This window comes from Methylobacterium sp. (genome assembly GCF_019750675.1).
Lineage (GTDB): Bacteria > Pseudomonadota > Alphaproteobacteria > Rhizobiales > Beijerinckiaceae > Methylobacterium.
Window position 1 is genome coordinate 1 of the sequence record NZ_JAIEOF010000052.1, and the last position, 21452, is coordinate 21452.

At 68.4% G+C, this 21452-nt stretch carries 18 protein-coding genes and 4 pseudogenes; 13 read left to right on the forward strand and 9 right to left on the reverse strand.

Going from position 1 to position 21452, the window contains the following annotated elements; translation table 11 throughout:
- Window positions 1–140 precede the first annotated feature (140 nt).
- Both K2X24_RS02415 and K2X24_RS02420 read right to left on the reverse strand, forming a co-directional pair.
- The gene (locus K2X24_RS02415; RefSeq protein WP_292494287.1) at window positions 141–446 is read right to left on the reverse strand and encodes a hypothetical protein; all 306 of its coding nucleotides are present in this window, start codon (window positions 444–446) and stop codon (window positions 141–143) included.
- A gap of 100 nt (window positions 447–546) precedes the next feature.
- Window positions 547–804 (reverse strand): phasin family protein, encoded by a 258-nt coding sequence (locus K2X24_RS02420; protein WP_292494289.1) that lies wholly within the window; start codon window positions 802–804, stop codon window positions 547–549.
- Between the two features lie 342 nt (window positions 805–1146).
- Between K2X24_RS02420 and K2X24_RS02425 the strand changes: the two genes are divergently transcribed.
- The 5 genes from K2X24_RS02425 to K2X24_RS02445 all read left to right on the forward strand — a co-directional run bounded on the left by K2X24_RS02425 (window position 1147) and on the right by K2X24_RS02445 (window position 4600).
- The gene (locus tag K2X24_RS02425; RefSeq protein ID WP_292494291.1) at window positions 1147–1515 is read left to right on the forward strand and encodes an SPW repeat protein; all 369 of its coding nucleotides are present in this window, start codon (window positions 1147–1149) and stop codon (window positions 1513–1515) included.
- Between the two features lie 93 nt (window positions 1516–1608).
- Window positions 1609–1833 carry a hypothetical protein gene (locus K2X24_RS02430; RefSeq protein ID WP_292494293.1) on the forward strand — a complete coding sequence of 75 codons (225 nt, stop codon included), beginning with the start codon at window positions 1609–1611 and terminating at the stop codon, window positions 1831–1833.
- A 124-nt stretch (window positions 1834–1957) separates the two neighbouring features.
- Window positions 1958–2644 carry a helix-turn-helix domain-containing protein gene (locus K2X24_RS02435; protein WP_292494294.1) on the forward strand — a complete coding sequence of 229 codons (687 nt, stop codon included), beginning with the start codon at window positions 1958–1960 and terminating at the stop codon, window positions 2642–2644.
- Window positions 2645–2760: 116 nt separating this feature from the next.
- Window positions 2761–2982 (forward strand): hypothetical protein, encoded by a 222-nt coding sequence (locus tag K2X24_RS02440; RefSeq protein WP_292494296.1) that lies wholly within the window; start codon window positions 2761–2763, stop codon window positions 2980–2982.
- 16 nt (window positions 2983–2998) lie between these two features.
- Window positions 2999–4600, forward strand: coding sequence for a bifunctional aminoglycoside phosphotransferase/ATP-binding protein (locus tag K2X24_RS02445; RefSeq protein ID WP_292494298.1), 1602 nt, complete (start codon window positions 2999–3001; stop codon window positions 4598–4600).
- Here the strand turns inward: K2X24_RS02445 and cysQ are convergent.
- The 3 genes from cysQ to K2X24_RS02460 all read right to left on the reverse strand — a co-directional run bounded on the left by cysQ (window position 4502) and on the right by K2X24_RS02460 (window position 9013).
- Window positions 4502–5350 carry a 3'(2'),5'-bisphosphate nucleotidase CysQ gene (cysQ, locus tag K2X24_RS02450; RefSeq protein ID WP_292494299.1) on the reverse strand — a complete coding sequence of 283 codons (849 nt, stop codon included), beginning with the start codon at window positions 5348–5350 and terminating at the stop codon, window positions 4502–4504. The genes K2X24_RS02445 and cysQ overlap by 99 nt on opposite strands.
- 62 nt (window positions 5351–5412) lie before the next feature.
- Window positions 5413–6273 (reverse strand): universal stress protein, encoded by an 861-nt coding sequence (locus tag K2X24_RS02455; RefSeq protein WP_292494301.1) that lies wholly within the window; start codon window positions 6271–6273, stop codon window positions 5413–5415.
- A gap of 115 nt (window positions 6274–6388) precedes the next feature.
- Window positions 6389–9013, reverse strand: coding sequence for a cation-transporting P-type ATPase (locus tag K2X24_RS02460; RefSeq protein WP_292494303.1), 2625 nt, complete (start codon window positions 9011–9013; stop codon window positions 6389–6391).
- A gap of 403 nt (window positions 9014–9416) precedes the next feature.
- Between K2X24_RS02460 and K2X24_RS02465 the strand changes: the two genes are divergently transcribed.
- The 7 genes and pseudogenes from K2X24_RS02465 to K2X24_RS02495 all read left to right on the forward strand — a co-directional run.
- Entirely contained in the window at window positions 9417–9911 is a 495-nt protein-coding gene (locus K2X24_RS02465; protein WP_292494304.1) for a DUF3280 domain-containing protein, read from the forward strand.
- A gap of 408 nt (window positions 9912–10319) precedes the next feature.
- Window positions 10320–11201 (forward strand): STAS domain-containing protein, encoded by an 882-nt coding sequence (locus K2X24_RS02470; protein WP_292494306.1) that lies wholly within the window; start codon window positions 10320–10322, stop codon window positions 11199–11201.
- Window positions 11202–11205: 4 nt separating this feature from the next.
- Window positions 11206–11610 carry an STAS domain-containing protein gene (locus tag K2X24_RS02475; RefSeq protein ID WP_292494308.1) on the forward strand — a complete coding sequence of 135 codons (405 nt, stop codon included), beginning with the start codon at window positions 11206–11208 and terminating at the stop codon, window positions 11608–11610.
- On the forward strand, window positions 11591–11995 hold the full coding sequence (locus K2X24_RS02480) for an anti-sigma regulatory factor (RefSeq protein WP_292494309.1): 405 nt from the start codon (window positions 11591–11593) through the stop codon (window positions 11993–11995). Before K2X24_RS02475 ends, K2X24_RS02480 begins: the two co-directional genes overlap by 20 nt.
- A 2-nt stretch (window positions 11996–11997) precedes the next feature.
- Window positions 11998–13005 carry an ATP-binding SpoIIE family protein phosphatase gene (locus K2X24_RS02485; RefSeq protein WP_292494311.1) on the forward strand — a complete coding sequence of 336 codons (1008 nt, stop codon included), beginning with the start codon at window positions 11998–12000 and terminating at the stop codon, window positions 13003–13005.
- A gap of 20 nt (window positions 13006–13025) precedes the next feature.
- Window positions 13026–13331: pseudogene (locus K2X24_RS02490) on the forward strand (ATP-binding protein); the annotation flags it as partial.
- A 420-nt stretch (window positions 13332–13751) separates the two neighbouring features.
- A pseudogene (locus K2X24_RS02495) lies at window positions 13752–14903 on the forward strand (ATP-binding protein); the annotation flags it as partial.
- 247 nt (window positions 14904–15150) lie between these two features.
- On the opposite strand, the pseudogene K2X24_RS02500 reads toward K2X24_RS02495, so the two are convergent.
- The 3 genes and pseudogenes from K2X24_RS02500 to K2X24_RS02510 form a co-directional block, all read right to left on the reverse strand.
- Window positions 15151–15626 (reverse strand): annotated as a pseudogene (locus tag K2X24_RS02500) (chemotaxis protein CheW).
- A gap of 82 nt (window positions 15627–15708) precedes the next feature.
- A pseudogene (locus tag K2X24_RS02505) lies at window positions 15709–16993 on the reverse strand (chemotaxis protein CheW); the annotation flags it as partial.
- Window positions 16994–17025: 32 nt separating this feature from the next.
- Window positions 17026–18510, reverse strand: coding sequence for a PAS domain-containing protein (locus K2X24_RS02510; RefSeq protein ID WP_292494313.1), 1485 nt, complete (start codon window positions 18508–18510; stop codon window positions 17026–17028).
- Window positions 18511–19082: 572 nt separating this feature from the next.
- On the opposite strand from K2X24_RS02510, the gene K2X24_RS02515 reads away from it, so the two are divergent.
- Window positions 19083–20189, forward strand: a complete 1107-nt coding sequence (locus tag K2X24_RS02515; protein ID WP_292494315.1) for a PAS domain-containing protein — start codon at window positions 19083–19085, stop codon at window positions 20187–20189.
- A gap of 197 nt (window positions 20190–20386) precedes the next feature.
- Here K2X24_RS02515 and K2X24_RS02520 read toward each other — a convergent pair whose 3' ends face one another.
- Window positions 20387–21406: an AraC family transcriptional regulator gene (locus tag K2X24_RS02520; RefSeq protein WP_292494317.1), complete on the reverse strand. Its 1020-nt coding sequence runs from the start codon at window positions 21404–21406 to the stop codon at window positions 20387–20389.
- Window positions 21407–21452 lie beyond the last annotated feature (46 nt).

The following is a 21452-nucleotide window of genomic DNA, read 5'->3' on the forward strand; positions in this document are numbered from 1 at the left end:
TCATGGAAAAGCCCTTCGCCTTCGAGACCCTCCTCGACATGATCCCCCCCCACGGCCGCCGTCGGGCGTGCGAGGTCCGCTCCTGAGGGTGATCGACAGCGGGCGAAGGGGCAGTTGCGGCGGAGCCTTGACCCCGGCTGTCACCACCCTCCGGCGGCCTGCGTAAGCGCCGCCTTCGGAGAATCCGCCGCATCGTCGGGCCAATGCCGACAATGCCTCAGCGCCAGCGTCTCGCACGGATGATGGAACAGGTAATAGCCAAACGCCGCACTCGCCTCGCGCGCGGGCAACGGCTCGAAACCATACGGCAGGCCGTCGTCCTCACGGAAGTTCGCGCCGAAAGACCAACGGTCCGCACGAATGAAAGGCGGGATGAGCATTGTCTCGCGCACGGCGCAGCACAGGCCGGGTTCTCGGCGGTGCTGGAACACGCGGTAGGAAGTCACCGAAACTCGTCCCGTCGGCATCCGATCCACTCCTTCGCCCATCCGGGCTTGGCGGCGAGCAAGCAGCCTTGGATCGCGCCGCCGCCCGGGCGAGCCTCCGTCAGGCCGCCTTGGCGAACGCCGTCTGGGCCACCTCATGGGACAGCGATGATGCCTCGCTGCGATAGTCCGACACCCCCTTGGTCACGAAGGTCGTCTGGAGCGTGACGGCATCCTCGAGCGATCCGCACCGGGCCAGGGCCGTGAGATGCTCCGCCTGGGCCTGGAGTCGTTGGCCCGTGAAACGCATCGCCTCCGCTGCCAGGCGCAACGGAAGGTCGATCACGAGGGCGTGCCAAACGGTCAGGCTGGCAGCCAAGGGCGCAGTCGAATCGGTCGCGGCATGAGGGCGCGACGGATGAGCCGTTTGCATGTCGATCTCCTGGCATGACGTCGACGCCTAGGGTGCCAGATATCGGCACGGACCTTTTGATCGAGATCAAGGCAGCCGAGAGCGGAGCCCCAGTATGGGCGATTATAGGAATTTATACCGCTAAAGCACGCAAAGGGCAGGGATGCTGCCTGGAATGATGGTTTTGACTTGAATCAAGGCTGCGACCTGTCGCGAGATGATTGTCCTCGGATGGAGGCGACGGGACGTCTGTCGCTCGGCTCCCGGTCGGTCTTGCCTCCGAGGAGTCCTTCTTCCGAGGAGACGTCGATGCGTACCATCGAGAACCAGGCCGAGGACGCGGTCCTGAACGGCCTGAACGTCTTTCTGGGCATCGCCCTGTTTCTGGCTCCCTGGTACTTGGAGCTGGGCAGCGATTCCGTTGCGGCGCGGAACGCCTTCGTCTGCGGCGCCGCGATCGCCATCATCGCCATGCTGGCGCTCAGCAAGTCCTACGACTGGGAGGAATACCTCAATCTCGCCGTCGGCCTCTGGGTGGCCGCGGCGCCGTGGGTGCTCGGCTTTGCCGACCTGAATGTCGTCGCGGGCGCTCACGTGATCATCGGCCTCGCGGTCTTTGTCCTGTCCGGGTCCGAGCTCTGGCGACTGTACCGGTCCCCGGAGGCGCGGTCCGTCTGATCGGAGCGTGTTCATCGAACAGGGGCTGCGCCGACCCGTGACGGCCGGCGCAGCCGCAGACTCCACGGCTCCTGATTGCTGCGAACCACGGTCATGCCGTCCGATCCACTCGCGATCCTCCTGGCTGCGGCGTTCACATCCGGCTGTGCCTCGATCCACGCCCTGCGCCATCACGCCGAGGCCCTGACCTTCGTCCTGGCCCTGCTGGTCTACGCGCTCGCCAGCGCCGTCGTGTCCCTGCTCGCGGCCCGCTTCGCCCTGCTCATGGCGCCCGACCACGCCGGCGGATGGATACCCGTGGCGTTCGGCGGGGGCTGACGGTCGACCCTGGGACCTACGTGGTTGCCCTTAGGGGGCGGCCCTTAAGAAGCGGGCCGGAATGGTCTTGCCGCGCAGGCGCGGCCAACTTCGTCCTCATCCGATCCGGACGAGGAGCGAAGCGATGGCCACCCCGATGACGCGACCCTTTCCGTCGTTCGACCCCGTGAGCCCGCCACTCGCAGGCGGACGCGAGGTCGCCCTCTTCGCGGGGTGCCCCGAGCTCCTCGGCACCCCCTTCTCCTACGGCCGCGAGGAGGAGATCTACGGCGAGGGCGAGGACGCCGACGTCGTCTACCGGGTCGTCGAAGGCGCGGTCCGGACCCACAAGGTCCTCGGCGACGGGCGCCGCCAGATCACCGGCTTCCACCTGCCGGGCGATCTCTTCGGCTTCGAGCAGGGCGAGGCCCACCGGCACTCCGCCGAGGCCCTCTCGGACACCAAGGTCCTGATCTTCCGGCGGTCGGCGATCCAACGCGCCGCCGCCCGCAACGCCGAGGTTGCCTGTCACCTCTGGAACATGGCCACCCGGGGCCTGCGTCACGCCCAGGACCACATGCTGCTGCTCGGCCGGCGCTCCGCCCTGGAGCGGGTGGCGACGTTCCTGATCGACGTCGACGAACGGCTCGGCGGGACCGGCACCTTCGCGCTGCCGATGACCCGGCGCGACATCGCCGACTACCTCGGCCTGACCATCGAGACCGTGTCGCGGACCCTGTCCCAGCTCGAAGAGACCGGCGCCCTCCTGCGTGCCGGCGGACGTCGCGTCAGCCTGCGCCGCCAGCGCCTTCGCCGGGTCGTCGAGGACTGACTGGCGCCGCCCCATGAGGCACGAGCCGCGATCGAAGCTCATGCTGGGCTTGACCCAGATCAATGACGCTGCACGCGCCTCAAAGAACAAGTCGACAGTTATGCGGAGGATCGAACATGCCATCGACATCGACGATCAGCCGGGAGATCGTGAAGGTCGTCAAGCCGGGGATGAAGATAAAGGACTTGATTGCGGCCGTTCGCCAGCGTTGGCCGCAGGTCTCCAAGAAGAAGATCCTGCGCTCGGCCTTTGCGGCACTGATCAAGACTGCGGGCAAGAAGGCGAAAAAGACCGGCTCGGATCATCACGACTCCGTGCAGCCGACGCCGACGCATTGAAGGCGGGGCTTTGCAGATGTCGAACGGGAGCCAGGCCGAAGTCGCCGACTTCCTGTGGCGGTCCCTGAAGGGATCCGGCCAACCGGTCGACATCATGCGCACGCACATTTCCGAGGTGTTCCTCGGCAACGGGCGCGTCTTCAAGCTGAAGCGGGCCGTGCGCTTCCCGTACCTCGACTTCTCCTCGGCCGAGCTGCGGCTCGCGATGTGCCAGGCCGAGTTCGACCTCAATCACAGAACGGCGCCATCTCTCTACATCGGCGTCCATCGGATCACGCGAGAGCCGGACGGAAGCCTTGCGCTCGACGGCCCAGGGACCCTGGTCGACGCCGTCGTCGAGATGCATCGATTCCCACAGGAGAACCTGTTCGATGCGATGGCCCAGACCAGCCGGTTGAGCCCGGACCTCGTCACCGCCCTCGCCCATCGCATCGCCGCCTTCCACGCCAGGGCCGAGGTCAGCCAGCAGCATGGCGGATCCGCGGCCATGGCCGCCCTCATCGACATGAACGACGAGGCTCTCCGGGCTTCCCGTCTCACGACCGCCCCCGAGGCCCAGGACCTCGCGACGCGCTTCCGTCAGGTCCTGCAGCGGCACCGGATGCTGATCGATGCCCGGCGCGTCGCCGGCAAGGTGCGCCGCTGCCACGGCGATCTCACGCTCCGCAACATCTGCCTCTTCGACGGGGTGCCGACCCCCTTCGATTGCATCGAGTTCGACGTGGCCATCGCGACCATCGACGTCCTGTACGACCTGGCCTTCGTGCTGATGGATCTCTGGCATCGCGAGCGGCGCGACCTCGCCAACCTCCTCCTCAACCGCTACCTCGACGAAGCCGACGAAACGGACGGCATCGGCCTCTTGCCGTTCCTGATGGCGCTGCGCGCCACCATCCGCGCACATGTCACGGCCGTGCAGGCGGATGGGAGAGCCGATGATGAGCGGGCCGAGAAGCTGACGGAAGCCAGAGCCTATCTGGATCTGGCCAAGTCGCTGCTCGACGAGGCCCAGGCAGGGCTGGTCGCCGTGGGAGGACTGAGCGGGTCGGGCAAGTCCACCGTGGCGGCCCTCCTCGCGCCTTGGCTCGGCGCCGCTCCCGGTGCGCGTATCCTTAGCAGCGACCGCATTCGCAAACGCCTGCACGGAGTGGCCCCGACGACGCGGCTTCCAGCCACGGCCTACGAGACCTCCGTCTCGGAGCGCGTCTACGCCACCCTCCGCCAGGAAGCGGGCAAGGTTCTGGAGGCGGGGCATTGCGCCATAGCGGACGCCGTTTTCGACCGGCCGGGGGAGCGAGCGGCGATCGAGGCGTGCGCAAGCGACCTCGGCGTGCCATTCCGCGGGATCTGGCTCCAGGCGCCGACGGCGACACTTTCGGCCCGGATCGAGAGGCGGCGCCTCGACCCGTCCGACGCGACCGTCGACGTCCTCGCGGCCCAACTCAAACGCGATTGCGGCCACATCGCCTGGTGGCGGGTCGACGCTGACCTCGCACCGGAAGCCCTTCGGGCCAAGCTGCTATCGGGGATCTCCTTCGGCGACCGGGACGAAGCGCAGGCCCCCCAACGCGACGAAGCCGTCGTGCCGGAAGCCGCTCTGGACGCCTCCATAACGTAGCGGTCGACCTTCCGGATCGACGATGCTTCCGCCTGCGGCCGTCAGGACGGCGCAACCCGCGGCGGTGTCCCATTCGCGGGTGGCGCCGAAGCGCGGGTAGAGGTCCGCCTGACCTTCCGCGATGACACAGAACTTCAGCGAGGAGCCCATCGGCCTGCGCTCCGACACGGGCAGCCGCCCGAGGTAGGTCTCCGTATGCGGGTCGATGTGCGAGCGGCTGACCAGCGCGGCAAGGTGATCGGGCGAGGGCAGGCGAACCTTGATCCGGCGCATCGCGGCGAGATCAGGCAATCCTGCACCCGGCGCGACGGTGCAGGTGTAGGCCGAAGCCCCGCCAATCCAGAGGCGCTCGAGCATCGGAGCGTAGATCGCTCCTGCCACCGGCCGGCCCCGCACGACGATTGCGACGTTGACGGTGAATTCCTTGCGCCCGGCGATGAATTCGCGCGTGCCATCCAGGGGGTCGACGAGCGCGAAGCGGGACCCGATCACCGGGGCATCCCCCGCCGCTATGCGCTCCTCGGAGACGATGGGCATTTCCGGGAATCGCTCCGACAGCCGGTCGCAGATGATGCGCTCGGCGGCGAGATCCGCATCGGTGACCGGTGAACCGTCGCCCTTCCACGTCAATGCGCAACCGGCCGCGAAGACGGCGGCCACGGTCGAGCCGGCGGTCACCGCGACGCAGGCGAGATCCCGTGCCAGTTCATCCCGGGCGCGACGGGATTCGGTGCCGTCGGTCTCGCCCATGCCTGCGCCTCGATCTCCGCCATCCGACGTGGCTCTCCGCGCGCCCGCCGGACGTCCCCCGGTCAATGTGCCAGGAACAGGGGCAGGGGGCTGCGATTGAGGAGGGACTGCGTCACGCCGCCGAGGAACCATTCCTGGAGGCGTGAATGCCGGTAGGCGCCCATCACCAGCATATCGGCGCCGACCTCGCCGGCCCGGCCCCTGAGCGTCTCAGCGACGTCGCCGACGACCGGCACATCGATTGCCGAGACCCTCACGCCATGCCGCGCCAGGTGGGGAGCGAAGGCGGCGCCGGCTGCGGATGTCGGAAGGTCCTTCTCCCCGACGACGGACACCACTTCCACCAAGTCCGCCGCGCGCAGGAACGGCAGCGCGTCGTTCGCCGCCCGCGCCGCCTGGGCGCTGCCATCCCAGGCCACAAGGATCCGCCGCGCGGCGTACGCCTCACAGCCCGGCGGAACCACGAGAAGCGGTCGCCCGCTCCGGAAGAGGATTCCGTCGATCAGGTCTCGGTCGAGATCGACCTCACGCGTCTCCGCATCGAGGATGGTCAGGTCCGCGAGCCGCGCTCTGGCGGTGAGCCGTGCGACCAGGTCCGTGTAGGCAAGGTATGGCGCCTCGGTCGTACAGGTCACACCCGCGCTGGCGGCGTCGGCCGCGGCGGATTCGGCGACGGCCTGCGCGAGCTTACGCAGACGCCTGTTTTCGGTCGCGACCAGGTCGTTCACGAACCCCCACGCCCCTCCGGCAACAACGGTGAGGCGCCGCGCCGCAGATTGTACGGTGAGGTGGGCCCCCGTCTCGGCGGCGAGCGAGAGCCCGTAGGCCAGGGCGGTTTCGGGCTCGTCGCCGCGGCCTTCCTCGGTCAGGCACACGAGAACGTCGCGGATTTCCGCATGGCAGGATGAGAGCGGAAGGGACATGCGGGGCTCCGGACGTTCTGGCCGCCCGAGTTTCGCACCGCGGGGCGGTTGCGTGTTGATCCATCGCAACGCCGGGCGGTCGGGACGCGGCGGCGCCGGGCCGGCCCGGCGGTCGTCATGCCCGGCCGGCTGGCCCGCGGCGGCCCATGGTTATCGTTCCGAGTTGGATAACGATGAGCGGTGCGACGCTCGCGCAGAGGATGATCGCCCACATGGTCGAGGTGGGCGGAACGAGCCCGAGAACATGTCCGACCGCAGGCAGGTAAGCCGGGCCGATGAGCAGCACCGCGCAGAGGAGCAGGGCGACCCAGACCCAGGGATTGCGGGTGACCTCGTTGCGAAACAGCCGCGCGCCGGAGGCTCGCATGCTGAAGACCTGCCAGAGCTGCGCGAAGGCGAGCGTCAGGAAGGCGACGGTCACGATCGAAGCGCGATCGAGGGCGAACCACAACTCGGCGACCGCCAGTCCCCCGAAGGTCCCGGCCGTCAGAATGGCGGCATGCAAGACGATCTGGACCCATTGCGTCCGCCCGAGGATGGGCTCGCGCGGGTCGCGCGGCGGTCGTGCGAGGATGTCGTCGCGTCCCTCGCACATCGCCAGGGCGAAGGCCGGAAACACGTCGGTCACCCCGTTGAGGTAGAGGATCTGCAACGGCTGGATTGGGAGTGGCAGGGCCGAGACGATGGCGAGCCCGACGACCATCACCTCGCTCAGGTTGCAGGCGAGGAGATAGGCGGCGAACCGGCGGATGTTGTCGAAGATGACCCGACCCTCGCGGATCGCGCCCACGATGGTCGGGAAGGCGTCATCCAAGAGGATCATGGCAGCTGCCTCGCGCGCCACGTCCGTGCCCCTCCGACCCATCGCCACGCCGATATCCGCCTGCTTCAGGGCCGGCGCGTCGTTGACGCCGTCGCCCGTCATGGCGACGATCTCGCCCCGCTCCTGGTACGCCCTGACCAGGGCCAGTTTTTCGGCGGGGCTCACCCGCGCGAAAACCGCAACCTCATACAGGCGATCCCGGATCGCGCCGGCGGTGCCGCCCTCGACGACTCGGTCCCCCGGTCGGGCGAGCCCGACCGCGTGAGCGATGCTCAGGGCCGTAACGGCGTGGTCGCCGGTCACCATGACCACGCGGATACCCGCGGCGCGGCAGGCGGCCAGAGCCTCCGGAACGTCGGATCTGGCGGGGTCCTCCAGGCCGACCAGGCCGAGAAACGTCAGCTCCTGGAAAGGCCGAGCCTCCGCGGCGTCCACGGACCGTTCCGCACAGGCGAGGACCCGCAAGCCCCGCGCGGCCAGGTCTTCGATGCGACGCCGCCACAGGTCCCGGGCGATGCCGTCGAGCGGGAGGTCCCGTTCTGTGCCGACGACAGCGTGCGAGGCGGCCAGGACGGCCTCAGGGGCGCCCTTGACCGCCATCAGGTGGCTCGCTCCGAAGGCATGGACTGTGGCCATCATGCGGGTGCCCGCATCGAAAGCGTGCTTCCGCACGAGCGGCCGGTCGCGCAGGATTGCCGCGCGGTCCAGCCCGACCGATCGCCCCGCCCGCAGCAGCGCCTGTTCCATCGGGTCGCCGCTACCGTGCTCGGAACCCCGCCCCAGTGAGGCGTCGTTGCAGAGGACCGCGACCCGAAGCAAACGCCGGGTCTCGGCGGCGGCGGAGCCCGGATCGGTCAGGTCGGCCTCCCCCGAAGGCAACGACAGCCATCGCACCATCATGCGGTTCTCGGTGAGGGTGCCCGTCTTGTCGGTGAGGATCACCGTGGTGGCGCCAAGGGTCTCGACGGCCGACAGGCGCTCGATCAACGCATTCCGCCGCGCCATCCGCCACATCCCGCGCGCGAGCGCGAGTGTCGCGACGACGGGCAAGCCTTCCGGGATGGCCGCGACCGCCAGCGCGATCCCAGCCTCGGTCATGAGACGGAGATCCTTGCCGGTTGCCACGCCGAGGCCGGCGAGGACGAGGGCAAGCGCCAGGATCACCCAGACCATCTGGCCGGACAGCCGTTCCAGGCGTCGCTCCAAGGGCGAACCATCAGGCTCTGCTTGCTCGACAAGTCGCGCGACGCCGCCGAGCTCGGTTCTCGAACCCGTTGCCACGACGATACCGAGGCCGCTGCCGCGCGTGATCAGGGTGCCCCGGAACAGCATGGAGGTGCGCTCGGCAAGGCGGGCGTCCGGCGCGACCGGATCCGGCGACTTGTCCACCGGCACGGACTCGCCCGTGAGGGTGGACTCGTCCACGCCCAGGTTGGACGCCTCGACCAACCGGATGTCGGCCGGGACGGCATCGCCACCATCGAGCAAAACGATGTCGCCCGGGACGAGATCCTCGACGGGAAGGATTCGGGCGTGCCCGTCACGGCGCACGCGGGCCGAGCGCGTCCCGAGTGCCCGCAACCCCTCGACGGACCGCGCCGCTCTCAGTTCGGTCGAGAAGCCGAGACCGGTGTTGATGGCCAGCACCACGATGATCGCGGTCGCCTCCTGCCAGTCGCCGAAGTAGAGCGAGAGCGCACCCGCCGCCGCGAGCAGATAGACGACCGGACTGGTGAACTGGTTCAGGAGCAGGGCGAGCTTGCCCGCCTTCTTCTTGGTGGCGATCACGTTGGGGCCGAAGCGGGCGAGCCGTCGTTCGGCCTCCGCATCCGTCAGGCCAGATTGTAGGAGGGTCCCGAAGCGGCTCGCAGCCTTATCGGCCGATAGCGCATGGACGGTCTCCTCGCCCGCCGGCATCGAACCGCCTGTGGCGCGCGCGTCGCAACTCGCGGCCTCGATGCCCCGTTCGATGTCTCCGTGCGCGGGGAAAGGGGGGGCGGGCTCGTTGGATACCAGAGCCGGATCGCACACCGTCCCAGGGCCACTGAGGGGTCGATCGCTTGCCATCTGAGCGCCCGGTCTGGTCTGACACGTCCCAGCCTCCCAGGTGTCGGCCGGCCGGACGTTGATCCGCCTCAAGCGCCGAGTGATCCTCCCCCCGGCTTCGCGGCTCTCCCGCGATGGCTCGGCCCGGCACCCGGTCATCCTGGACGAGATTCTTCTGCGAATCGGGGGATCGACTGACGGTATGCCGTCGACCTGATACCCTAACCGCTTCCCTCACGCGTTCACCTCCTGAGAATATCCAGAAGGGACGCCGATGACTCTCTCTCGCCTACTGATTTCCTCGCTCGGCGTATTGCTCGCTGTCACGGCGGGAGCGCGCGCGGAACCTCCGAAGGCCGCAGTCTTCGATTTCGAGCTTGCCAACCTTGGCTCCCAGGAGCCGACCGACGCGGACAAGGCGCGCCTGAAACCGCTGAGCGATCAGCTCCGCTCCTTATTGGAAGAGAGCGCCCGTTACGCGATCGTATCGACCGATCCCGTGCGGGAGGATGTCGCCAAAGGGTCGAACCTCCGGCGTTGCAATGGCTGCGCGGAGGAATACGCGAAGAAGCTCGGGGCCGACGTCGCGATCACCGGTGAGATCCAGAAGGTTTCGAACCTCATCCTGAACATCAACGTCTATGTAAAGGACCTTCGGAGCGGCAAGCCCGAGCAGGCCTACAGCGTGGATATCAGGGGCGACAACGACGTGTCCTTTGATCGCGGTATCAAATACCTCGTGAAGAACAGCATGCCTCCCGCTCCCTGAAGGCTTTGCCGGCATGCCGCGCGGCTGCGATGTGTGTATTTATCACGCGTCGGTTTACGGTCGAGCGGGCGCTGGGCGAGAACATCGGAATGTTTGCTGCAGAAGCCGGCTCACGATCGCGGTCCGGCGGCTTGAAAGGGTGTCGAGCCAGCGCCTGACCGATGTACGGAACTCGGCCGCGACCCGGCGCCTCCGGTGTCGGTGATCGCGACGACCGCCGCCCAATTGGCTGGCCAATGCAATCGGACATAGAACGGGACGGCAGCCCCGATCGGGTCAGGCAAAATTCTTCGCGACCAACGATAAGGTGATGCAAAGGCTCGGTCGTCGTCGAACGTGACTATCCGTGACTTGCAGCGTGGGTTAGACGCGCAGGACGAAATAGGATCCGGCCCAAGGATTTTCTGAATGGCGATGGACGGCACCGAGGTCCTGATCAAGACTGTCACCAGGGAGGAAGCCGCGATCCTCGACGCCTGGGTCGCGCTTCTGAAGGCCGGCGGCGCGCTCCAAACCGGCCGCATCCGGGAAGCCGAGCTTCAGACACAGGCCAAGTCGGTGCTCGGGCAACTCGGCCAGGCCCTTGCCTCGGGCGGCACGGATACGACCACGGACGCCTATGCGTCCTTGCGGGAAAGCCTCGCGGACATCTCCCGGTCCCGGGCCATCCAGGGCTTCACCCCGACCGACACCATCTCCTTCCTGTTCTCGCTCAAGGAGCCGATCTTCGACGCCCTGAGCCGGGCGTCCGGGACGGATGCCGCACAGGTGGCGGCTGGGATCTGGTCGGCCAGCAAGGTGCTCGACCAGCTCGGCCTGCACACCATGGAGGTCTTCCAGCAGAGCCGCGAGGAGGTGATCGGGCGCCAGAGCGAGGAAATCGCCGAACTCTCGACGCCGGTCGTGCGGCTCTGGGACGGCATCCTCGCACTGCCCCTGATCGGCACCCTCGACAGCGCACGAACCGGCGTGGTGATGGAGAACCTCCTGCAGGCCATCGTCGACGAGGAGGCGGAAATCGCCATCATCGACATCACGGGCGTTCCGACCGTCGACACGCTGGTGGCACAGCATCTGCTGAAGGCCATCGCGGCTGCCCGCCTGATGGGGGCCGACTGCATCGTGTCGGGTATCCGTCCCCAGATCGCCCAGACCATGGTCCACCTCGGCGTCGAGCTCAACGTGATCTCCAAGTCCACCCTGGCCGACGCCTTCGCACTGGCGCTACGCAGGACGGGCCGCAGCGTCGTTCGCAAGGCTCCATCCGCACCAGACGAAAGCCGTCGCTAGCATCATGGACCGCATCCCGATCCTCAAGCTGGGTGGCGCGCTGATCGTGACCATCCAGGTCGACATGCACGACCGTCTCGCGGTCGCCCTGGAGGAGGACCTCACGGCGATGATTTCGCGGACCGGCGCGCGGGGTGTGCTGATCGAGATATCGGCTCTGGAAATCGTCGATTCCTTCATCGGACGCATGCTCGACAACATCGCATCGGTCTCGCGCGTCCTCGACGCGGAGACCGTTGTCGTCGGCATGCGCCCAGCCGTCGCCATCACGCTGGTCGAGCTGGGCCTGACGCTGTCCGGCATCAAGACGGCCCTGAACGTCGAGCGCGGCATGGCGATCATCCAGGCCCGGCTCGACGAGGACGACGCCGAAGGCCTGAGGAGCGCTCGTGGCCGTTACGAGGACTGAGCGCAAATCGATCCACACCGGGGACGATGTCGTGCGCGTCCGCCAGGCCGTCCGGACCTTTGCGGTCGAGGCGGGCCTCGGCTTGGTCGACCAGACCAAGATCGTCACGGCGGCGAGCGAACTCGCCCGCAACACGCTGGACTATGGCGGCGGCGGCGAGGTTCGGATCGAGCTACTGCAGGAGGGACGCCGCCGTGGCGTGCGCCTGACCTTCGAGGACGAGGGCCCCGGCATTCCCGACATCGGACTCGCCCTCACCGACCACTACACGACAGGGGGCGGCCTGGGGCTTGGCTTGAGCGGTGCCAAACGCCTCTCCAACGAGTTTCATCTCGAGTCGACCGTCGGCATCGGAACACGCGTCGTCATCGCGCGCTGGAAGTGAACATGATCAGCGTCGCCGTCACCGAGGCAAGCCAGGTCGCCGAGGCGAGGCGCCGGGCGAGCGGCGTCGCACTGTCGCTGGGGTTCGATGAAACGGCGGGCGGCCGGGTCGCCATCGTCGTTACCGAACTAGCGACCAACCTCGTCAAGTACGGGACCGACGGGGAGATCCTCATCGGGATCTTCGAGGACGAAACCGGCACGGGCGTGCAGATCCTGGCGCTCGACCGTGGCACCGGGATCTCCGACGTCGCCGCAGTGCTGCGCGATGGCTTTTCCACCGGGGGAAGCCCCGGCACCGGCCTCGGTGCCGTCAGGCGCCAATCCCAGGCCTTCGATATCGCCGCGTGGCCGAGGCGGGGGCTGGCCGTGCTTGCGCGCATCGGCGGCACGGTGAGCAAGGGCTCATCCGGTGCTCCCGGTCCGATTCCCTATTTCGGCGCCGTGGGCGTGCCCTTGCGCGGCGAGGTCGTGAACGGGGATGCCTACTGCATCCGTCCACACGGCAAGGGGTGGACCGTGCTGGTGGCCGACGGACTCGGGCATGGACCTCAGGCCGCGCAGGCCTCGGACGCGGCCGTGCGCGTGTTTCGCGCGCACGATCAGGAGCCGCCCGGGCGCATCCTCGCGGCGGTTCATGCGGGGCTCGGCCATACCCGCGGTGGAGCGGTGTCGGTGGCGCGCTACGACCCTGAACGCGAGGTGCTGGTGTTCACCGGCATCGGCAACGTCGCGGGTGGCGTGATCACCGGTGGCGTGACCAAGCGCCTGGTTTCCCTAGCCGGAACCGCCGGCCTCGTCGCGCGCCGCATCCAGGAGTTCGAGTATCCCTTCACGCCGCAGAGCCTCCTCGTGATGTGCTCGGACGGCATCGGAACGAGTTGGTCCCTCGACAACTATCCCGGCCTGGCCGGCGCCCATCCGAGCCTCGTCGCGGGGGTGATCTACCGCGACTTCGCCCGGGGACGCGACGACGCCACCGTCGTGGTCGCCAGGGACCCGGCATCGTGAGGTGGCCTCTCGTGACGATGATGATCGCGCACGAGGATGACATCTTCACGGTGCGCCAGCGTGTCCGGCGCGTGGCGGGCCAGGTCGGCTTCGGCGCGCCGGACCAGACCCGGATCGCCACCGCGGTCTCGGAGATCGCCCGCAACGCCCACGACTATGCCGGCGGCGGTCGTGTCGAACTCGGGGTCGATGTCATCGCCGGGCGCCAGGCGCTCGTCGTGCGCATCGTCGATCAGGGACCTGGCATCGCCGAACTCTCCGCGATCCTGGAGGGCAGGTATCGCTCGGCCACAGGTCTCGGTATCGGCATCACCGGCTCGCGCCGGCTCATGGACCGGTTCGACGTTCTCACCAAGCCCGACGACGGCACGACGGTGACGTTGGGGAAGGTCATCCCCGCTGGCCGCCCTCCGCTCACCGGACCGGCGGTCGCCGCGCTGGCGGAGGCGATGCGGGGCTGGAGCGAGGGGCCACAAGCCGCGATGCGGGAGCAGAACCGCGAATTGCTCGCCAGCCTCGCGGACCTGTCCGAACGCGAGGAGGAAGCCCGGCGCCTGAACGCCGAGTTGGCGGAGACCAACCGCGGTGTGGTCGCGCTCTATGCCGAACTGGAGACCCAGGCCGGGCAGTTGCGCGAGGCCGGCGCGACCCTGGAAAGTCAGGTCTCGGAACGCACGATCGAACTCGCGCAGGCGAACGAACGGCTCAAGGCCGAAGCCGAGGAGCGCGAGCGCATGGGGGAGGACCTGCGCCAGTCCCAGAAGATGGAAGCCGTGGGGCAGCTCACCGGTGGCATCGCGCATGACTTCAACAATCTGCTCACCGGAATCGTCGGATCCCTCGACCTGATGCAGACCCGGATGCGGCAGGGCCGCACCGAGAACCTTCCGCGCTACATCGAGACGGCCATGGCCTCGGCCAATCGTGCCGCGGCCCTGACCCATCGGCTCCTCGCCTTCGCCCGTCGCCAGCCCCTCGACCCGAAGCCGACGGACGTGAACGCGCTCATCGGCGGCATGTCCGATCTCCTCCGTCGGACCACGAGCGAAGCCATCGCGTTGCGCGTCCTCTCGGAGCCTGCCCTCTGGCCGACCCTGTGCGACCCGCACCAGCTCGAGAACGCGATCCTGAACCTCGTCATCAACGCGCGCGATGCCATGCCCAACGGGGGTGTCCTGACCATCGCGACCACCAATGGGCGGCACGAGGCGAAGGACCCGGATCTGCGGAACTTGGGGCTGACATCGGAGTACGTCTGCATCAGCGTCTCCGACACGGGGACCGGCATGCCGCCCGAAGTCGTGGCGCGGGCCTTCGACCCGTTCTTCACCACGAAGCCGCTCGGCCAGGGCACGGGCCTGGGCCTGTCGATGATCTACGGCTTTGCCCGTCAGTCCGAAGGGCAGGCGCACATCGAGAGTGTCGTGGGGCGCGGGACCACGGTCACCATTCGCCTGCCTCGTAACGCCGCGAGCCATGTCGAGGTGGCGCCTATGGCGGAGATGGGCGAGCTCCCGCGTGGAGCGGGCGAGACCGTGCTGGTGGTCGAGGACGAGCAGACCGTGCGGGACCTCATCGTCGAGGTCCTCCATGACCTCGGCTACAAGACCCTTCAGGCCGGGGACGGACCCTCCGGATTACGGGTCCTGCAGTCGTCGGTGCAGATCGATCTTCTCGTCTCGGACGTGGGCTTGCCGGGCCTGAATGGACGGCAACTCGCGGATCAGGCGCGCGAAACCCGTCCCGACCTCAAGGTGCTGTTCATCACCGGCTATGCGGAAAGCGCGGCGACGCCGTCGGGATTTCTCGACCCCGGCATGGCGATGATCACGAAGCCCTTCGCGGTGGATACGCTGATGTCCCGCATCAGAGACATGATCGAAGGCGACGGCTCGTGACCGAGGCCGCCGGAATGCCGCCTGCACGACGGCTGAGCGAGAGCTCTTCTTCCAGGGGCTGTCCTGGACCCGCCGTCCGTTTCGCGGCCTGTTCGGGCCCGGGGCGGATGACGGCGACGATGTGGAGGTCTGCGAGAATGCTCGGTTAGCGCTCGGAGACCCGCGACGCGGCCCGCAGCCGCCGCTCCTCATCGGAAGGGGACGGACTTGGGGGATGGAGGCGGTCCCGTCGTCCGTGCCACGGCCCTCACGCGGCCTGGACTGCCGGTCCGAAGGCGAGCAGGGCATCGACCTGGAGAACGACGAGCAGTTTCGTGTCGAGCCGGTGCACGCCGAGGGCGAGACCGCGCCAGCGTGCGTCCAGGTTGGGCGGGACGGGCTCGAAGCTGTCGCGCGTGAGGCTCAGCACCGCGCCGATGCCGTCGACGACGAGACCGAAGGTCTCTTCGCCCTGTTCCAGGCCGATTGCCATGCCGCTTTCCCCGGATGTCGACGGCGCGAGGCCGAGCCGGCGGCGCAGGCAGAGCGCGGTGACCACCCGGCCCCGCAGGTTCAGCAGGCCCACCACCTCGGGCGGGGCGAGCGGGACCGGCGTGACCGAGGCCGGCTTGAAGACGTCGTGCACCCGGGCGATGGGCAGGCCGAACAGGGCCTCCCCACCATCACGGTCACGTAGTCATACGTCGCGCCGGACATCGCCGGAGGCTGGCCTGCGTACGTCATGGCTGGATCCCGTCGTTCAGGCCGCGAGGGCGATGGGGTCGGGCCTCGGCCCGGAGGTGGTGGGGAGCGGGCTCGTGCCGTCCGACAGCGACAGGACGTGTCCGACATCGACGAGGTCCGTGGCCCGCCCGCGCAGCACCAGCGTTCCCAAGATGCCGGGGCGGCGCGACGTGACCTCGACCTCCTCGCAGACGATGTCGACGATGCCGTCGACCAGCAGGCCGGTCGGACGCTCGCCCGCGGAGAACACCAGGAGGTCCTGGCTTCCCGCCCGGCGGACCGCCATGCCGGCCTCCGCCGGAACGAGCCGCATGAGACGGCCCCGGTACTGGAGCACCGGATTCTCGCCGAGCCACTCGATCCGCTCCGCCGCGACCGTCTCCAGGCGCGTGACCAGCGAGAGCGGTACCGCCCTGAGGTCGTTCCCGCTGCGGAAGACGAGGTAGCGCGCGGCCGTCCCGGCCGCCGTGGCGTTCCCGTCCGACCGGCGTGTCTCGGCCGATACCGTGGCGGCGACGCCGTTCGGATCGACGATGAGCACCACGGTGCCGTCGCCCAGGATGGTGTTGCCGGCGAAGAGCGGGATGCTCCGGAGCTTGGCGGACATCGGTTTCACGACGATCTCCTCCGTGTGGAAGACCGCGTTCACGAGGATGCCGAAGCGTCGGCGCCCGACCTCGGCCACCACCACGAAGCCGTCGTCCGCCACCGGCGCGTCGAGCCCCAGCGCGCCGGCGAGCGGCACCACCGGCAGCAACCGGTCGCGCAGGCACAGGACCGGGGCCCCGTTGATGCGCTCCACGGTCTGCGCGGACCGTGCCCCGACCCGGTACCGGCGAAGGGAGCGTGACGGGGTCAGGGCCCGATGCCGCCCAGAGGGCTGCCGCCAGTTCGTCGAGGGCCGCCCCCGGTTCGACCCGAGAGGACACAGGGACACGCTCGGCCGACGCGGACCAGGCCGCCGCGACCGCTTCCCCCCCGGTCATGGTGGCCTGCCCCGTCGCCAGCGATTCGAGGGCATCGATCAGGTCGGCGTCCTCCCCGGGCGGCTCGGTGCCCGCGACCGCGAGCGCATTCAGGATCTGCTTGAGCCGGTCGAGGGTGGCGAGCACCAGCGTCACCGCCTCCGACGTCGCCGGCAGCCCATCCCGGAACCTGTCCATCAGGGTCTCGGCGGCATGTGCCAGGGCCTCCAGGCGGGGCAGACCGAGGAATCCGCAGGTGCCCTTGATGGTGTGCACCAAACGGAAGACGTTGCGCAGCACCGCCGCGTCGGTGGGGTCGCGCTCGAACCGCACGAGCTCGGCGTCGACGGTGTCGAGGTGCTCGGCGCTCTCGGTCAGGAATTCGCGCAGAAGGTCGTCCATCGATTCGCTCCTGGTCTCGGGGATGGGCCGGCTCAGGCCGCCATGCTGCGCGAGGCTTCGCGGACCTGACGGGTGGAGGCATCGACCTCGCGGGTGGAGGCGGCGATCAAGCCCACGTTCTGGCTGATCTCGCTGACGGCGCTCGTCATCGCCTGCATGTTCGCCGACATCTCCTGGGCCACTGCGGCCTGCTGCTCCACGGCGGTCGAGATGGAGGCCGAGATGTCGTTCACCTGCCCGATGGTCTCGCCGATGCCCGCGATGGCGGTGGCGGCCTCCTTGGCGGCCGACTGGGTGCCGGCGATCTGACTCCCGATGCTCTCGGTCGCCCTCGCCGTCTGGGCCGCCAGGCTCTTCACCTCAACCGCGACGACCGCGAAGCCTCGGCCGGCTTCACCGGCCCGCGCCGCCTCGATGGTGGCGTTCAAAGCCAGGAGATTGGTCTGGCGGGCGATGTCGTCGATGAGTTCGATCACCTCGCCGATGGACTGGGCCGCCGTGGCGAGGCCGGCGACCACGGTCGAGGTGGCATTGGCCTGCTCGACCGCGCGTCCGGTGATCTGCAGGGCGCGGCTGACCTGCTTGCTGATCTCGCCGACCGAGGCGGCAAGCTCCTCGGCCCCTGCGGCGACGTTCTGGGTGTTGCCGGAGGCCTGCTCGGCGGCGCTCGCGGCGCTCACTGCCTGCTCCGAGGCGCGGGAGACGGACGCGGCGACGCCGTCGAGGTCGCTGTCGATGCCGCGCTGCAGTTCTGCCCGGCGGTGCCGCTCGATCACGGACGCGGTGATGTCGGTGGCGAACTTCACGACCTTCACCAAGCGGCCGGAAGCGTCCCGGACCGGGTTGTAGGTCGCCTGGATCCAGGCCTCGCGCCCGCCCTTGGCGATGCGCTTGAACTCGGCCTGCTGGAACTCGCCGCGCCGCAGGGCATCCCAGAAGGCGCGGTAGGCCGCCCGGTCTCGCTCGCCGGCATCGACGAACATCGCGTGGTGCTTGCCGCGCACCTCGTCGAGGCCGTAGCCGACGACCGCCAGGAAGTTGGCGTTGGCGGTGATGACCGTGCCGTCGAGGTTGAATTCGATAATGCCTTGCGAGCGGTCGAGAGCGTTCAGCTTGCCCTCGAAGTCGGCGGTGCGCACCTTCTGAGCGGTGATGTCGGTGGCGCACTTGAACACGCCACAGGGTTTGCCGTCGCGGCCGTAGAGCGGGTTGTAGCTCGCCTGGATCCAGACCTCACGCCCCCCCTTGCCGATCCGCTTGTACTCGGCGGCCTGGAACTCGCCCCGGCGCAGGGCCTCCCAGAACTGGCGATAGGGGATTCCGTCCCGCTCGGAGGGCTCCACGAACATGGCGTGGCTCTGGCCGCGGATCTCGTCGAGGCGGTAGCCCAGGGCATCGAGGAAGTTCTTGTTCGCGTGAACGACCTTGCCGTCGAGGTCGAACTCGATCAGCGCCTGGGACGTGTCGAGCGCGTCGAGCTTCGACTTCAGTTTGTGGCCCTTCCAGAACATCGTCATCCCCCATGCGACGGGCTCTCGGCCGCCGATGGGGTAGACTAGGCGGCGCGTCATAATGCTTGCGAAGCGAGATCCTCCAGACTCAGGGGTATTCCCGGGAATCGCCGTCTCATTTCCTGTCATTCCAACCCGACAGGAACGCTTGGCGCTACGACTGCGCGAAAATCGGTCATCGGTTCATCGGATGGCCATTCTGGCTGTCATATGGAGTCTGACGAGCCTGACCCATGTTCCGGTGTCTCTGAAGTCCGGCGGATCACCGCCGCGACGCCGTCGCACGGTCAGGTCCCGGTCGACCTGATTCGTCGAGGTCCGGCAGTGGAAAGCATCGATAAGCCTATTCATCGACACCTCTTGACGGGATCGGCCGTGAATTACGGATGCGCCGAAGACATCCCGAACCTTTGACCCTCGCTGCGTTGACGACGGCGCCGGCGGCATTCGGGTGCGCGGCGGGGTTCCAAGAATGCTCGCACGAATTTGACCTGATTGATGTCAATTAAGTAATGCGCAACCCCTGCGTGGCAGATAAAAATCCAAGGCAGGACCTAGCGGTCCCCTGGGAGATCCGGATGCCCACACGAGCTCTGATGCGCCCGCAGAAGACACCGGAAGGCGACGGCGTTCTCCGCGCGTTCTCGTCCCGCCACTTCCTCAAGCTCATCGAGGATACGGGCAAGGTCGGCTTCTGGTCGGCGGACCTGCGCACCGAGCGTCTCGACGCTTCGCCGGGTCTCTACCGCATCCTGGGGTTAGACCCGGCCTCCGTCGTGACCTTCGCCTTCGGCCTGGACATGATCCACCCCGAGGACAAGCCGGCCCATGCGGATCAGATTGCGGTGCTGCGGAGCGGCCAGCCCATCAACCGCGAGTTTCGCATCATCCGCCCGGACCGGACCCAGCGTTGGATCCTGCACCACGCCGAGGTGATCATCGGGCAGGACGGGCAGCCGAACCAGGGCATGGGCGTGGTGTTCGACGTGACCGCCCACCACGAGGCCACGAACGCCATGATGCAGCGGCACGACCGCCTCAACGCGCTGATCACCGCGACGGCCGCGGTGCTCTGGGTCACCCAGGCCAACGGCGAGCCGTCCGACATGACCCAGTGGATGACCCTGACCGGACAGAGCTTCGGCGAGATGCAGGGCCTCGGCTGGATGGACGCGATCCACCCCGAGGACCGCCCCCGGACGCATGCGGCCTGGATGACGGCCGTCGAGCATACGGCGACCTACAACACCGATTACCGCATCCTGTGCGCGGACGGGATCTACCGCTGGTTCAATTCGCGCGGGGCGCCGGTGCTGAACAAGGACGGCTCGGTGCGTGAGTGGGTCGGCGTGTGCCTCAACGTCCCGGGCCGGACCCGTTACGGCGCCTCCGGCACCGGAGTGTCGCCGGAATCATCCGTGCAGGCGAAGGACGCCGCGGACCCGGCGGAAGCCGGCCTGACCCCGGGGCAGGTGCGGGCCGCACGCGGCCTGCTCGGCCTGTCGAAGGACGATTTGGCCAGGCTCGCCAGCGTCTCCGTCTCGACCCTGAACCGGCTGGAAGACCCGTCCTCGGCCATCCAGCCCCGGCACGACACCGTCATGGCCGTGCGCCGCGCCTTTGAACTGGCCGGTGTCGAGTTCACCTTCGAGGCCGGAAAGAAGCCGGGCGTCCGCGAGGCGTGAGGAAAAGGGTTCCGGGTGCAATCGACAGGGGGCGGGGCGCGTTCGGGTATCGACGACGGGACGTTCGACACGGCCTGCGGCCCTCGATCCGTCTTCGCCATCAGGTGTCCCGCCGCTCGGCGCGAGCGTATCCTCTGCCGACCGGCGCATGAAGCCCGCGCGGCACCGCGGCATCACGGCGTGAGGCGGTCTCCGCTCTAGCAGGTCGCATGCCCGTTCCCGTCCGCGCGGCGCCGGACCCCGCCCGGGTCGGCATCCGCGCGGAACTGGGTCGGCGTCACGCCGTAATGCTGTCGGAACATCCGGCTGAGCTGGCCTGCGCTGCGAAACCCGAACGCGTCGGCGAGGAGTGCGATCGGATGCGCCTGCGCCGGCTCGCCGAGGGCGGCCCGGACCCGCTGGAGGCGAGCGGCGCGGATGTAGCGCTCGACCCCGCCGACGCCCTGGAACGCCGCGAAGAGGCGGGTCCGCGACGTGCCGATGGCGCGGGCGATCTCGGCGGCGCCGAGATCCGGGTTGCCGAGCGCGGTGTCGATATAGAGACAGGCTTTGCGGAACAGCAGCGCCGGGTCGGAGCGCGAGGTGCCGTGGCCCGAAGCCTGGGTGATGGCCCGGGCCAGCAGCGTCGCCGTGGTGGTGAGGGTCGCGACGTCGAGGGTGCTCTGGTGGGGCAGTCGCTCGCGCAGCCTCAGGAGGTGATCCGTGTAGGCACCGGCGATGTCCGGCGGAACGACGAAGCCGTGCAGCCGCTCGAGGGGGCCGAGCCAGCGCTTGGCGAAGGCCCGCGGCAGGCCGACGAAGTTGCGCTTCTGGAGCGGAAGGGCGGTGGTGTCCCGGACGATCACCGGACGGGAGAAGTCGATGATGTAGAGCGATCCCGCATCCGCCCGCACCTCGCGGCCGTCGAACTGGCCGACGATCGCCCCCGTCTCCACGTGCTGCACCACGATGGCGTCGAGGCCGTCGTAGCCGATCTTCTGCGCCGGACGGTGGAAGACGAAGGGCACGCCTTCCATGAAGTGGAACCGCATGTGCTCCGACCAGAGGCTGGTGATCTCCACGTGGAAGGGCGTGTGCAGCGGCGTGACGAGGGCCGAGCTCGCGAACAGAAGCTGATAGACGCCGGCCGCGTCCTCCGACGGGTAGTCCCGGCTGGAAAACGTCACGCGTCGCAGGGGAAAGGTGCCGTCCTGGTGATCCTCTGAGGTCGCGGGCAAGGGATAGACCCCATCGATCTGAGCCGGTTCGGCACATTCAAGATCA